At 65.7% G+C, this 14,433-nt stretch carries 10 protein-coding genes; 9 read left to right on the top strand and 1 reads right to left on the bottom strand.

Features of this window, described 5'->3' with window-relative positions:
* Positions 1–239 precede the first annotated feature (239 nt).
* On the bottom strand, positions 240–2,870 hold the full coding sequence (locus tag KOM00_RS20910; RefSeq protein ID WP_216499550.1) for a PAS domain S-box protein: 2,631 nt from the start codon (positions 2,868–2,870) through the stop codon (positions 240–242).
* A 151-nt stretch (positions 2,871–3,021) separates the two neighbouring features.
* On the opposite strand from KOM00_RS20910, the gene KOM00_RS13985 reads away from it, so the two are divergent.
* From KOM00_RS13985 to KOM00_RS13945, 9 genes are all read left to right on the top strand, one after another.
* Entirely contained in the window at positions 3,022–4,431 is a 1,410-nt protein-coding gene (locus tag KOM00_RS13985) for a sigma-54-dependent transcriptional regulator (RefSeq protein WP_216499549.1), read from the top strand.
* A gap of 377 nt (positions 4,432–4,808) precedes the next feature.
* On the top strand, positions 4,809–5,228 hold the full coding sequence (locus KOM00_RS13980) for a response regulator (RefSeq protein ID WP_216499548.1): 420 nt from the start codon (positions 4,809–4,811) through the stop codon (positions 5,226–5,228).
* A 61-nt stretch (positions 5,229–5,289) separates the two neighbouring features.
* Entirely contained in the window at positions 5,290–5,709 is a 420-nt protein-coding gene (locus KOM00_RS13975) for a response regulator (RefSeq protein WP_236026954.1), read from the top strand.
* On the top strand, positions 5,699–7,375 hold the full coding sequence (locus KOM00_RS13970; RefSeq protein WP_216499547.1) for a chemotaxis protein CheA: 1,677 nt from the start codon (positions 5,699–5,701) through the stop codon (positions 7,373–7,375). Before KOM00_RS13975 ends, KOM00_RS13970 begins: the two co-directional genes overlap by 11 nt.
* 39 nt (positions 7,376–7,414) lie before the next feature.
* The gene (locus KOM00_RS13965; protein WP_216499546.1) at positions 7,415–7,957 is read left to right on the top strand and encodes a chemotaxis protein CheW; all 543 of its coding nucleotides are present in this window, start codon (positions 7,415–7,417) and stop codon (positions 7,955–7,957) included.
* A gap of 30 nt (positions 7,958–7,987) precedes the next feature.
* A complete protein-coding gene (locus tag KOM00_RS13960) occupies positions 7,988–10,294 on the top strand; it encodes a methyl-accepting chemotaxis protein (protein WP_216499545.1) in 2,307 nt (768 codons plus the stop codon).
* A gap of 1 nt (position 10,295) precedes the next feature.
* On the top strand, positions 10,296–11,237 hold the full coding sequence (locus tag KOM00_RS13955; RefSeq protein ID WP_216499544.1) for a CheR family methyltransferase: 942 nt from the start codon (positions 10,296–10,298) through the stop codon (positions 11,235–11,237).
* Complete coding sequence (locus KOM00_RS13950) at positions 11,221–13,587, top strand: HEAT repeat domain-containing protein (RefSeq protein WP_216499543.1); 2,367 nt, start codon at positions 11,221–11,223, stop codon at positions 13,585–13,587. Before KOM00_RS13955 ends, KOM00_RS13950 begins: the two co-directional genes overlap by 17 nt.
* The gene (locus tag KOM00_RS13945; RefSeq protein ID WP_216499542.1) at positions 13,584–14,432 is read left to right on the top strand and encodes a CheR family methyltransferase; all 849 of its coding nucleotides are present in this window, start codon (positions 13,584–13,586) and stop codon (positions 14,430–14,432) included. Before KOM00_RS13950 ends, KOM00_RS13945 begins: the two co-directional genes overlap by 4 nt.
* The last annotated feature ends 1 nt before the right edge of the window (position 14,433 follow it).

Genomic DNA, 14,433 nt, shown 5'->3' with positions numbered 1-14,433 from the left:
CATACCCTGCGACAAAGTGCTCAGTTCCTGTTAGACTCTTTTTCGCCATGTTGGCCTCCCTCGTACGGTAACCTGAAGCGGCACACTTCAATGTTACCAGGATGGCCAGCATGGTATTTTTCGTGTCGGAGTTCGTTGTGTGACTGGGCCGACGTCACTGTCTTCTTGCCTTGGGCTTTTGCCTGATCTGGATATTTTTTAAACTTAGTTATCCGTTTGCCCTGCGATCCGGGAGCCCCTCAGTCCCCGGAGGCCGCCAGCGCCGGGAGGCGAACCGTCACCTTGGTCCCCTTGCCCGGCTCGGACTCGAAATCCAGGCTGCCGCCATGCTCTTTGACGATGGACGAAGAGATGTACAGGCCGAGCCCGGTACCCCCCTTGTTGATCCTCATCGTGAAAAAGGGCTCGGTAAGCCGCGAGAGCACCTCCTCGGACATGCCATCCCCCTCGTCCTCGACGCTCAGGTTCACCGTCTTCCGCTCGGCATCGTACCAGGTCGCCACCACGACGCCGCTGTTCTTGTCGGGTAACGACTGCAGCGCGTTCATGACCAGGTTGATCACCACCTGGTCGATCTGCTGCTGGCTTCCCTGCACCTCGGGGAGGTCTCGCTCGAGCTCCATCCGGTAGCGATCGGTGTGACGCTGGATATGGTGCCACAGGATGGCGCCGGCGTTTTCCAGCGACCGGTTCAAGTCGACACTCCCCTGCATGTCCAGCTCGGCGGGCTTGCTGAAGTTCTTCATGTCCCGCACGATCTTGTCGATCTGAAGCGACCCCTCCCGGATGCCGTCGTGCAGCTTGGGGACCATGTCCAGGACCTCGTCGTAGTGGAACCCACCGAGGTCGAACTCTCCCTCCGCCTCCCTGAGCGCCCGCAACCGGGCCAGGGAGTCCCGGGTGATCTGGGTCAGCACGGTGTTGTTGATGGAGATGCAGTGGTTGGGGTTGTTGATCTCGTGCGCGACGCTTGAAACCAGCATCCCCAGGGAGGTCATCTTGTTGGTCTGGATCAGCTTGGCCTGGGTGGCCCGGATCTCCTGCTCCAGGCGGAGCTTGTCGGATATGTCCCGGATGGAACAGAGCAGCAACTCCTCGTCCTTGAGCCTGATCCTCGTGCCCCGCAAGGAGATGACGATCTTCTCGCCCCCCGCTTTGTAGCTCACCGCCCGCTGCAGGAACCCCTGCGAGGCGTGGTGCTGGGCGAGCTCCTCCCTGATCTTCTGCAGGTCCGCCGCGGCGATGAGGGCGTCCATCCGCAGGGAGGGGAGCTCCTCGTGGCGCAGCCCGTAGAGCGAGAGCGCCGCGGGGTTGGCGTCGATTACCTGCAGCGTCTCCAGCTTCATGAGGATGACGGGATCGTCGTTTTGCACGAAGACCTGGTAGAAACGCTCCTCGCTCTCCTTGAGCTCGCTCTTGGCCTGGGCGAAGTCGGTGATGTCGCGCCCCTCGGCGATCAGGTAGATGACCGACCCCGCCTCGTCACGGATCGGGGAGAGGGAGAAGTCGACGTGGTGCACCTCTCCCGCCTGGTCCAGGTGGGTGGTTTCGAAACGGGTCGGGATGCCCCGGCAGCCGGTGGCGATCGACGCGCGCAGCCGTTCGCGCAGCTCCGGGTCGTGGCGCCACCAGGGGGTGTCCCAGTAGGGGACGCCGAGGACGGCCTCCTTCTCGGCTCCGACCAGGGCGAGTGCGGTGCGGTTCGCGTCGACCAGGGTGCCGTCGGGTGTGAGGAGCCCCTGGTAATGGAAGGCGTGGTCGGTGACCGAGCGCAAAAGCCTCTCGCTCTCCATGAGCTGCTGCTCCCGGTGCCGGATCTCGTCCCCCATGCTCTGCAGGTCGCCCGCCAGCTGCTCGACCTCGGCGATCTCTCCCTTGTGCCAAGGGGGAGAACTCTCGCCGCCGGCCACCCTGCGGGCGAAGCTGGCCAGCTCCTCCAGGCGGCGCGAGAGGCGGCGGGCCAGAAAGAGCGAGGCGAGGAGGGCCAGGAGGAGGGCGGCAAGCGCCCCGGCCGCCACGTTGCGGGTGGTGATGACCACGGAGCGGTAGGCGCTCTGCACCGGCTGGGCGACCAGCACGTACCAGCCGATATGGGTGGACTTCATCACGGTGCCGACCAGGGCCTGCCCCCGCAGCCTGAACTCGCCGCTCACCGGCCGGTCCGAGAGGAGTCCCCGGCGCACGAGCGGGATGTCACCCATGAAGGGGGGAGGGGACAGGGCGGGGCCACCCTGCTGGGCGATCAACTGGCCGTTGCGGTCGATCAGGATGATCGCCTGCCCGGCGCTCCCGACGATGTCCCCCATGGAACGAACCAGCTTCGCCAGGTCGACCTCTCCGATCAGGACCAGGTCAGCGCTCGGGACGCCGACCGCGATGGAGGTTCCCTTCCCGAATGCGGAAACGAACGTGTTGGACCAGACGGCGTCCCCGACGCGGCGGGTGTCGCGGAAGAGCTGTTCCTGGGCCAGGCTGGCCCTCTCCAGGGCCCGGTGGTCCTGCTGGGTGTGGCGGTGGTCCTTGCGGATCCCGACCGCCTCGATGTGTCCGTCGGGGAGGACCGTGTAGAGCAGGTTGAGCGACGCCGATGCCTCGACCTCGGCATCGAGGATCTCCTGCAGGTCCGCTTGGTAAGCGGGCCTGTGCAGGGGGAGGGCGGCCACCGCCTTGACGTCGGTGAGCGCCGCGGAGAGGTAGTTGTCCATGGCGACCCCGAACGCCCGTGCCAGTTCGCGCTGCCCCGTCGCCACGTCCTCGCTGATGTGGGGAAGCAGCAGGAAGACGTTCAAAAAGACGACCAGCAGGAAGGGGATCACGGCCAGAAGCGTCGACTGCAGCGACAGTATCCTGCGAAAACGGTGGGTGGGCACGGGGCTCCTCGCGCTGGGCTCCCCGCAAGGGGGGGCGCCATGGGAATCGGTGCGAAAAAAAACTCTTTTGCTTTTAACATTTTGACGATAAGCTGGCAAACACTCATTTGACTATTAGCATTAGTGGATTGTGGACGGACGCGGAGCGCACATGTCAGCACGGGGAAACAAGAGGGACGCAGCGGATCTGATCCTGCTGGTAGACGACGAGCCCCACATTCTGTTCGGGTCTTCGGTGATGCTGAGGCAGGCGGGGTTGGGACGGGTCAGGACGCTGGATGACATCCGCCAGCTGTTGCCCCTTTTGGCCGAGGAAGAGCCGGGGGTGATCGTCCTCGACCTGCAGATGCCGTACATCTCGGGCAAGGAGATGCTCGGGGAGCTCGGCTGCAGCTACCCGGGGGTCCCGGTGATCATCGTCACCGCGGCTAACGAGCTCGATACGGCCATCGACTGCATGAAGCTGGGCGCCTTCGATTACATCGTCAAACCGGTCGATGCCACCCGCTTCGTCACCAGCGTCAGGAAGGCGCTGGACCGCAACACCATGCAGCGCGAGATCGAGTCACTGCGCGAGTCGCTTCTGGGCGGCAGGCCCGCCAACGAGGAGGCCTTCTCCGGCGTCAAGACCAGGAGCCCGCGCATGAAGGCGATCTTCAGCTACCTGGAGGCGGTGGCTCCCACCGAACAGCCGGTGCTGATCACCGGAGAGACCGGGGTCGGCAAGGAACTGATCGCCCGCGCCCTGCACGAGTTGAGCGGTCGCCGGGGTGCCTTCGTCCCCGTGAACAGCGCCGGGGTCGATGACCACGTCTTCTCCGACACGCTCTTCGGGCACAAGAAGGGGGCCTTCACCGGCGCCGACCACGCGCGCGACGGCATGATCGTCCGCGCCGCGGGGGGGACGCTCTTTCTCGACGAGATCGGCGAGATGTCACTCCCCACCCAGGTGAAGCTCCTGCGCCTCTTGCAGGAAGGGGAGTACTACCCGCTGGGGGCCGACGTCGCCTCCGCCAACCAGGCCCGCGTGGTGGTGGCGACCAACCGCGACCTTTCCGCCGCCATCAGCGAGGGGAGCTTTCGCCGCGATCTCTACTACCGGCTCTGTGCCCACCAGGTGCACATCCCCCCGCTGCGCGAGCGGACCGAGGACATCCCGCTCCTTTTGGAGACCTTCGTGGAGGAGGCGGCCCACACGCTGCACAAGGAGGTCCCGGAGTACCCCTACGAGCTGGCGAGCCTCCTGGCCGGCTACAGCTTCCCCGGCAACGTCCGGGAGCTGCGCGCCCTGGTCTTCGACGTGGTGACCCGGCACCAGAGGGGGAAGCTTTCCCTGGCCCCCTTCCGGGACGCCACCGGGGTGGGGCTCCCGGCCCTGGCCCCCGGTCCCGACGAGGGGGGCGAATGGCTGAACCTCACCGCAGGTTTCCCGACCCTGGCGCAGCTCACCCAGAGCCTGATCGAGGCCGCGCTGAAGCGCTCGGGGGGGAACCAGAGGGCCGCCGCGGAACTCCTGGGCATCAGCCGCCAGGCGCTCAATCAGAGGATTAGCAAAAAATAACGCCACTATTTTCCCGCTTCACCCCGAAAAAACCGCTCCCCGCCCTTTCGCATCCCCTTTACAGGGCAAGAAATCTTGCCCTGTAAAGTTTTCTTGCTCGCCGCCGCAAGTCTCCGTCACATAAGCCGAATTCCCGCGTATACCCTCGCGCCGTCAAGAAACCTTGCTGACCGCAACGCCCCCCCCCACACTTTGTATTCATTGCAAGCGCCGTAAACAGGGAGTTCTTCATTTTTTTCGGTGCTGGCACGGCGCTTGCCAGAGCTGGAACGTCCGGGATGAACTCCCTGCCCGGCAGGCTGCTTTGTCGCTTTCCCCCTTGAGTCACGTGGGGGCATGGCAAGGAGAAGGATAAAGGAAAGAAAACGAGGTGCACGATGCTTAAGAAGGTGCTGGTAGTCGATGATTCGGAAATGATCCACAAGATGTACCGCCTGGTTCTGAACCGCTACAGCTGCGAGATCCTCGACGCTATGGACGGACAGCAGGCGCTCGACCTTTTGGAACGCCACCAGGGGGTCCAACTCATCCTGCTCGACATCAACATGCCGGTGATGAACGGGGTGCAGTTTCTGGAGAAGGCCGGCGCGCTGGGCTTCACCAGCAGGATTCCCGTGGTCATCATCAGCACCGAAGGGAAGGAAAGCGACACCATCCGCGGCCTGCAGCTGGGCGCCAAGGGGTACGTGAAGAAACCCTTCAACCCCACCCTGCTGCACGAGCTGATCGCTAAGCTCATGCTTCCCTCAGGCGAGGTTGCCGACTTCGATCAGCGCCGCTACGCCAACACCCTGTAATCCAGCGGCAGCTCGCCGGCGTCGGCACCGCAGCCGGCCGGAAACATGGAAAGGGAATGAGATGATGCTGAACAAGGTTCTCGTAGTGGACGATTCGGCGCTGATCCACCAGATGTACCACCTGGTCCTGGCGCGTTACCGGTGCGAGGTCGTCGATGCCCGCAACGGGCAGGAGGCGCTCGACATCCTGGCGCGGCAGGAGGACGTGCAGCTCGTGCTCTTGGACATCAACATGCCGGTGATGAACGGGGTGCAGTTCCTGGAGAAGGCCTCGGTGCTCGGCCTGACCGAGCGGGTCCCGGTGGTCATCGTAAGCACCGAGGGGAAGGAGGCGGACACCGTCCAGGGGCTGAGGCTGGGGGCCAGCGGCTACCTGACCAAGCCCTTCACGCCGAGCCAGCTGCACGACGTGATCGTACGGGTGATCGAGGCGGGGGTGGCCGGCATCGAGCCGGACGAGGAGATGGCACTTGAGCGGTGAGTGTGATTTTTCAGCCCTGATCGGTGACTTCGTCGAGGACGCCGGCGGACACCTGGACGCGGTGGAGGGGTTCCTCCTGGAGCTGGAGCGGCGCGCCCCGGCCGGATGCGACGGCGAACTGGTCACCCTGATCCAGGGGCACCTGCACACCCTCAAGGGGAACTCCGGGATGATGGGGCTCTCCCCGCTGCAGCAGTACGTGCACCGGCTGGAAGAGGTGATGAAGGAGACCGGCGCCGGCACGCTCACCCTTGGGGGCGCGCTCTTCGGTGCGCTCTACGGCGGCATCAACGCGCTCCGCTCGGCCCTGTTCCGCTTCGCCCAGACCCCCGACGCCGGCTTCGACTTCGCCGTCGAAGAGGCCGCTCTCGAGGCGCTGCGCGCCGCGCCCCACTCCGTTACCCGGGCCTCGGCCGAGGCGACGTCCGAGGGGACTCCCGAGCCCCTCCCTTCCCGTTCCGCCGCGCCGGCGGAGTTCGGCTACATCACCCAGAAAAGCAGCACCCTCAAGGTGAACTTCGAGAAGCTGGACGAGCTCTTGAACCTCATGGGCGAACTGGTCATCCAGCGCACGGCGCTTGCCACCCTGGAAAAGCGCCTGCGCGAGCAGGTGTCCGACCGGGAGCTTTTGAACGCCTTCAACGAGACCAGCCAGCTGATCGGCAAGAGCACCGACGACCTGCGCCAGTCCATCATGAAGGTGCGCATGCTCCCGGTGAAGAGCGTGTTCCAACGCTTCCAGCGCCTGGTGCGCGACCTCTCGCTCGCCCACGGCAAGGAGGTGCGCCTCAAGCTGGAAGGGGAGGAGACCGAGCTGGACAAGACGGTCCTGGACGAGATCGGCGAGCCCCTTTTGCACCTGATCAGAAACGCCGTGGACCACGGCCTGGAGCCCCCCGCCGAGCGGCGCGCCCGCGGCAAGGAGGCCTGCGGCACCCTGACCCTCAGGGCACGCCACGAGAGCAACCACATCGTCATCCAGGTCTGCGACGACGGGCGCGGCATGGACCCGGAGGAGATCCGCAAGAAGGCGGTCGCCCGCGGCGTGCTGGAGCAGGAAGCGGCCCAGGCGATGAGCGAGGCGGAGCTCTTGCAGTTGGTCTTCGTCCCCGGCTTCTCGACCAGGAGCGAGGTGACCGAGACCTCCGGCCGTGGCATCGGGCTCGACGTGGTCAAGAAGATCGTCTCCTCCCTAAACGGCATCATCGAGATCGAATCCCGGGTGGGACGCGGCACCACCTTCACCATGATGCTCCCCCTGACCCTCGCCATCATCTCCGCCCTCATGGTGGAGGTGGCGGGCGAGACCTACGCGGTGCCGCTCTCCGGGGTCCTGGAGAGCGTCCAGGTGCAGGGGGAAGAGTGCCACGACACCGGAAACGGCGAGGTGATCATGCTGCGCGACCGGGTGCTCCCCCTGTACCGGCTGGACCGCTTCTTCGGTCGGGAAAGCGGCGGAGAAAGGGAGCAGGAGTACGTGGTGGTTGTTGCCAGCGGGGACAAGAAGGGGGGGCTCGTGGTGGACCGGCTGGTCGGCCAGCAGGAGATCGTCATCAAGGGGCTGGACGACTACCTCGGGGAGCTCCCCGGGATCTCCGGCGGCACCGTGCTCGGTGACGGCAGGGTCTCGCTCATCGTCGACATACCCTCGATTCTGGGGCGCTGACCCCGTAAGGCGTAAAGAGTTATCGCAAAGGAGACAGGCATGGCAGAGCAATTTATCCTCCCAAGCTCCGGGCTCGCGGAGGACGTGCTGGCCCGGTTCATCGAACAGGCGCAGGAGGAGGTGGACCGGGGCACGGTGGGCGACTCCTTGGCACAGGGAGGGGGGACGCTGCAACTGGTCACCTTCAGGCTGGGCAAGGAGGAGTACGGGGTCGACATCAACAGCGTGCAGGAGATCATCCGGGGAGGGGGCATCACCGAGGTCCCCGGCGCACCCGGGCACGTAAGCGGGGTCATCAACCTGCGCGGCAAGATCATCCCGGTGGTGAACCTGCGCCGGCGCTTTTCCCGTCCCGACATCGAGGAGAACGAGGAGCAGCGCATCGTGGTGGTGGAACTGGGCGAGAAGCGCCTGGGGATGCTGGTCGATTCGGTGCGCCAGGTGATCCAGTTCTCGACGAGCCTCGTGGAGGAGATGCCCGAGGACGCCACCACCCCCGAGGCCAGCTACATAAACGGCATGGGGAAACTCGACGGCCGCCTGATCATCATTTTGAACCTCAACCGCGCACTGCTGCTCTAGCACGGGGCACTACCAGTAAAGGAGAAGGAGATGTTAAAGAACGTTCGCATAGGGGGCCGGCTCGGCCTTGGTTTCGGCGTCATGCTGCTCATCGTGGTCGCGGTCGGCGGCACCGGCTACTGGGGGGTGAAGGAAAGCACCCAGACCACCATCGCCATGCTGCAGGGGGACGCCACCATCTCGGAACACGCCTCCCGGGCGCGGGCCAACGTGGTGGGGATGCGGCGCTACGAGAAGGACCTCTTCCTGAACATCGGCAGCCGCGAGCACGAGAAGGAATACCTCGGCAAGTGGGGCGAACAGCGCGACCACCTTTTGAACCGCCTGAAGGACCTGGAGAAGATCGTTGTACTGCAGAAGGAGAAGGACGCGGTCAAGGCGATGAGGGAGGAGCTCGCCGCCTACGAGGCCGGCTTCAACAAGATCTACCAGGGGATAGAGGCGGGTCGCATCAAGAGCCCGGCCCAGGCTAACGCCGCCATCGAGCCGTACAAGGCGGGGATCCACAAGTTCGAGGAGGTCTCCAAGGAGATCGCCGACGAGAGCAACCAGCGCATGGACAGCAAGGAGAAGGTCATGATCGACCTCTCCCGCCACGTGACGCTCCTGGTCATTTCCAGCATCCTGGTAAGCCTCATCGCGGGGATCCTGGTGAGCTTTTTGATCACCCGCAGCATCACCGTGCCCATCAACGCGGCGGTCGAGGTGGCGAAGACCGTGGCCCGGGGGGATCTCACCGTGGCGGTCGAGGTGAACTCGAAGGACGAGGTGGGCGAGCTCCTTTCCGCCATGCAGATCATGGTGCAGAACCTCATGGCCATGATCGGCAAGATCAGGGGCACCTCCGGTGAGGTCGCCTCCGCGGCCGGACAGATCTCGGCCAACACGCAGCAGCTCACGAAGTCCGCCCACGGCCAGGCCTCGGCCACCGAGGAAACCTCGGCCACCATGGTGCAGATGGCCGCCTCCATCCAGACCGTCGCCGGCAACGCCGATGCTTTGGCCGCCAACGCGGACGAGGTTTCCTCCTCCATCGAGGAGCTCGGGGCCTCCAGCGAGCAGGTGGCCAAGAGCGCAGACGTGATGGCGAGCGCGGTCGCCGAGACCTCGGCCACCATCGAGCAGATGACCATCTCCATAGAAAACGTGGCCCAAAACGCAGACGAGCTGATGTCCTCGGTCGCCGAGACCTCGGCCACCATGGAGCAGATCGCCGTTTCCATCGACCAGGTGGCCGCCAACTCCCAGGAGCTGCAGAAGGTGGTGGGCGATTCGTCCTCCACCATCGAGGAGATGGCCGCGTCGATCCGCCAGGTGGCGAGGAACGTGGAGGAGGCGGACCAGGTGGCCAAGGGGGCGGCCAAGGAGGGGGGCGCCGGCCTCGAGGCGGGGCAGCAGGCGGTCGCCGCCATGGAGCGCGTGGCCCGGGTGATCGAGAAGACCTCGGACTCCATCCTGACCCTCGGGCGGCGCTCCGAGGAGATCGGCAACATCGTCAAGGTGATCGGCGAGATCGCCGACCAGACCAACCTGCTCGCCCTGAACGCGGCCATCGAGGCGGCGCGCGCCGGCGACGCGGGGCGCGGCTTCGCCGTGGTGGCCGACGAGGTGAGAAAGCTCGCCGAGCGGAGCATGGGGGCCACCAAGGAGATCGCCCTGGTGATCCGCCAGGTGCAGGCAGATACCGGCGAGTCGGTGAAGTACGGCGAGATCGCCTCGCAGGAGGCGAAGAACTCCATGGAGCTGATCACCCTGGCCGGGAACTCGCTGGAGAACATCGTCTCCAGCATCGAGCGCACCAGCACCCTCATGTCCGACATCGCCCGCATGACCGCCGAGCAGTCCAACGCCTCCAACCAGGTGATAAGGGCGGCGGAGCAGATGAGCGGGGCTTCGGAGGTGGTGGCCAACGCAGCCCGGGAGCAGGCGGCCGGCGGCAGGCAGATCCGGATCGCCGTGGAGCGGATGAACCAGCTCACCCAGGAGGTGACCGGTTCCGCCAAGGAGCAGGCCCTGGGGAGCCGCCAGATCCGCATCGCGGTGGAGAACATGAACCAGGTGACCAGCCAGGTGACCCTCGCCACCCGGGAGCAGTCCCTCTCCGCGCGCCAGATCGTCACCGCCGTGAACGGCATGACCGCCATGACCCAGTCCGTCGCCAACGCCACCGCGGAGCAGAAGAAGGGGGGCGAGATGGTCGTGGTCGCCATGGACAACATAAGCGACATCACCCGCGAAAACCTCTCCGCCGTCGAACAGCTCTCGCGTGCGGCGCTAAACCTCACCCAGCAGGCCGAGGAGATGACGGCGCTGGTTGGGACCTTCAAGGTGGCCTGAGATGGAAACCGGGGGAAACCTGGCCTGCCGGGACGGGGCGCCGGACCCGTACCTGGAGCGGATACGTGAACGGGTCTTCCAGAGGAGCAGGCTCTACTTCGGCCCCCGCAAGCTCTCACTTTTCCGGCAGCGGCTGGAGACCCGGCTGGCGCAGCTGGGTCTCGCGGATTACCGCTCCTACCTGGGGCACCTGGAACAAACCCCGGGGGAGTACGCGTCCCTGCTCGACCTGATGACCATCAACGAGACCTTCTTCTTCAGAAACCCCGACCAGTTCCGGCACCTGCGGCAGGCGGTGCTGCCAGGGCTGGAGCTGGCGCGGGGGCGGGAGATGATGCGCTCGTGGGGGGGAAGCGGGAACGGCGCCGGCGAAAACGTCATGAAGCTGCGGGTCCTCTGCGCCGGCTGCTCCACCGGCGAGGAGCCGTACACGGTGGCCATGACCCTCATGGAGGGGTTGCGCTACCCCAAGGCGTGGGACATCGAGATCGTGGCCGGTGATATCAGCAAGAGCTGCCTCAAGGCCGCGCGGGAGGGTTTCTACGAAACGGAGCGGCTGCACAACATCCCCCCCCACCTGATCGGCAAATACTTCACGGCGACCGCCGGCGGCGCCTTCGTGGGGGAAGAGCTGAGGGAGCTGGTCCGCTTCATTCCGCTGAACCTGAACCAGCTCATGGAGGGAGAGCTTCCCCCGGAGCTCGCCACCGGCTGGGGCGGCTTCGACCTGGTGTTCTGCCGCAACGTGATGATCTACTTCGCGCCGAGCTGCCAGCAGCTCCTCGTGGAAACCCTCTCCCGGCTCCTGGCCCCGGGGGGGCACCTCTTCACCGGCGACGCCGAGCCGCTGCACCTTTTCAGCCACGACCTCGCTGCGGTCCCCGATGCGGCCTGCCTCGTCTACAGGAAATTGGAGAACGTCGAAAATGCTTCTGCCCTATGACACCCTTGGCACCGAGTTCCCCCCCTTGCAGGAACGTTCACTCCCCGAGCTCCTCCTCTTCGTCGGCGACGCCGAACGGGGACGCAAGTACGAGGCCCTGGAAGCAATCATCGGACGGGGGATGGAGGAGATCTACCCCGCCCTCGAGGCGGCGGTTCGCGACAACGACAACGCCGACCTGAGAAACGGCGCCATGGAGGTGCTGGTGAAGATGGGGGGGGAGGCGGTGCCCCGCCTGAGCCGGCTCCTTACCGACGACGATGACGAGGAGATCCGCAACTTCAGCGCGGTGATGCTCGGGGACATCGGCAGCCGGGACGCGGTGGAGCACCTGATCCGGGCGCTCGCCGACCCGGACAGCAACGTGAGCCATTCCGCGGCCGAGGCGCTCGGCAAGATCGGCGACCGCAGCGCGCTGGTGCCGCTTCTGGAGCTGTTGAAGGGGGACTTCTGGCTGCAGTACCCCGCCATCTGCGCCATCGGGGAGCTCAGGGACTACCGCGCCGTGCCGCACCTGCTGCCGCTGCTCGACGACGAAATGTTGCGCGCCGCGGTGGTCGACGCGCTCGGGAAGGCCGGTGACCAGCGCGCCCTCTACGCGCTGGGCGGCATCCTCCCCTTCGTTGAACCGGAGCTGGCGCGCAGCGTCGCGCGCGCCATGGCGTCCATCAACAACAGCCTGAACGACCAGTTGAGCTACAAAAACCGCATCGAGGTGGGGACCCAGCAGGAACGGCTGCGGCAGCTGGTTTCCGGCCGCGGCGTGGAGCGGCTCAAATCGATCCTCAAGGAAGAGGGGGACCCTGAATCGTCTCAGGCGGCGGCGATGCTGCTGGGGTGGATGGGGGAGCTCTCCGCCCTGGACGGCTTCTTCGCGCTTTTGGGGGACGAGCGCAACCACCAGGTGGTCGAGAACGCCGTCCTCTCGCTGGGGAGGCAGGCCGAGGGGGAGCTTCTGGCGGCGCTGCACCATGACAGCGCCGCGGTCCGGCTGGTCGCACTGCGCGCGCTGCGCTGGGTCGGCGTCCCCTGTGATGCGCGGGAACTGGCGCGCCTTCTCAAACAGGACGAGGAGGCGGTACAGCTCGAGGTGCTGGAGACGCTGCAGTCCTTCCCCGACGAGTCGCTCTTGCCGCAACTGCAACTCATGCTGGCAAAGGGGAGCGACCAGCTGGCCGAGCAGGCGGCCCTCGCCCTGGCGCGCCATCGCCTGGGGCCTGTGCTGGATCTTTTCGCCCAACTGGTGCATTCCCCCGAGCCGCAGTCGCGCCGCCGCGCCGCCATGCTGCTGGGGTGCCTCAAGCAGGGGGGGGGCGTCGAGAACCTGCGCCTGCTCAGCCTCGATGACGAGGCCGTGGTGCGGGCGGAGCTCGTGCGTTCCATCGGCAAACAGCAGGTCTCCCAGGCTGTGCCGCTTCTGTGCCGCGCGCTGTGCGATCCGGAGGAGTCGGTGCGCGAGGCGGCTGTCCTGGCCGCGGCGGAGCTGGGGGAGCCGATGCTCGTGGATGAGCTGCTGGCCCTTTTGGGGAGCGGACGCGAGGATCTCGACTACTGCGTGATCCGCGCGGTCGGCGACATCGGCGCGCGTGAGGCCGGCGCCTTCCTGGTGGAGTACCTATCCCGGGGCGTTTCGCGCCAGCTGGAGTACGCCATCGTGGAAACCCTGGGCAAACTGGCCTACCGGGAGGCCTCCGACCTCGTCACCAGGCGTTACCTGAAGCATGCCGATCCCGACATCAGGCGGCTCGCGGTCTATACCCTTGGCGAGCTGGCCGACCAGGAATCGCTCAAGGCGGTGGAGGACGCGGTCTGCGACCCCCACTGGAGCGTGCGTATCGCGGCCCTGCGCGTGCTGGGCAAGATCGGCGGCGGACGTGAGCTCCCGCTGCTGCTCAAGGGGGTGAACGACGCCGATTCCATGGTGCGCAAGCACGCCATCACCGTCCTCGGGGAGCTGCGCAACCCCGTCACCGTCCCGGAGCTGGTGGCGCTGCTCGACGATGCGGAGGTAGGGAGGCACGCCTTCGAGGCGCTGGTGGCGTTCGGGCGCGGCGGGCTCCCCTGGCTGCACCGTCTCATGAAGAAGAGCTACAGCGCGGAGCTGCGCGAGCGGGTCATCGACGTGATCGGGAAGATCGCCGACGTCAAGAGCGTGGAGCCGCTTTTGGAGCTCCTCGACGACGAAAGCGAGATCGTCCGGCTCGCCTGCATCGACGCGCTGTGCCACTGCTACGATACCCTCCCCCTGAAGCGGCTGATCCAGGTGAGAAAGGAGGACCAGAGCGCCGAAGTCAGGGCGAGGGCGGAGTTGGCCCTGCAGAGTTTCGCACAGCGGGAATACCTCGGATGATGGTGGAGAAGATCGCCATGCAGGCCGAGGAGTTCAGGCTTATCAAGGAGTTCGTGGCGGACTCCTTCGGCCTGGTGCTGGAGGAAGGTACGCAGAGGGGGCTGGCGGCCAAGCTTTCGCCCCGGCTGCAGGAGTTGCGGCTGAAGAGCTTCACCGAGTATTACAGCTACCTCAAGTTCTCACCGGGGAGAAGCGCCGAGTGGCAGCGCCTGGTCCCCCTCATCACCAACAACGAAACCTATTTCTTCAGGGAATCCGGACAGCTCTCGGTCCTCGCGCAGGAGGTGCTGCCGGCGCTCAAGGAGCGCAAGCTGGCCCGCGGGGAGCGCACCCTCCGCATCCTCTCGGCCGGCTGCTCAAGCGGCGAGGAGGCCTACACCATCGCCATGCTCCTTTTGGAGTCGGGGTGCTTCTCCTGGGACTGGGACGTGCGCATAACCGGCGTCGACATCGACGCGCGGGTCCTGGACGCGGCCCGGCAGGGGGTCTACGCGCAGCGTGCCTTCTGGGCGACGGAGCCGCACCTGGTCGAGCGGTACCTGAGACGCCAGGACGACAAGTTCGCGGTGAGGGACATCCTGAGGAAATGGACCAGCTTCGCCCAGGGAAACCTGCTCGAGTTGGCCGACAGCGCGGCCGGCGAGCAGTTCGACGTCATCCTGTGCCGGAATGTGCTCATCTATTTCGCGGACCAAACCATCAAGCGGGTGGTGGACAACTTCGGCGCCCTGCAGTCTCCGGGAGGCTACCTGTTCCTGGGGCATTCGGAGTCGCTGTCCCGGACCCAGGCGTCGTACCTGCCGCTTCGTTTTCCGGGCGCCATCATCTATCAGAAGAGGGAGTGAC

The sequence above is a fragment of the Geomonas diazotrophica genome (assembly GCF_018919385.1).
Taxonomy (GTDB): Bacteria; Desulfobacterota; Desulfuromonadia; order Geobacterales; family Geobacteraceae; genus Geomonas; species Geomonas diazotrophica.
The sequence above is the reverse complement of the archived record's forward strand: the minus strand, read 5'-3'. Positions and strand labels throughout refer to the sequence as shown.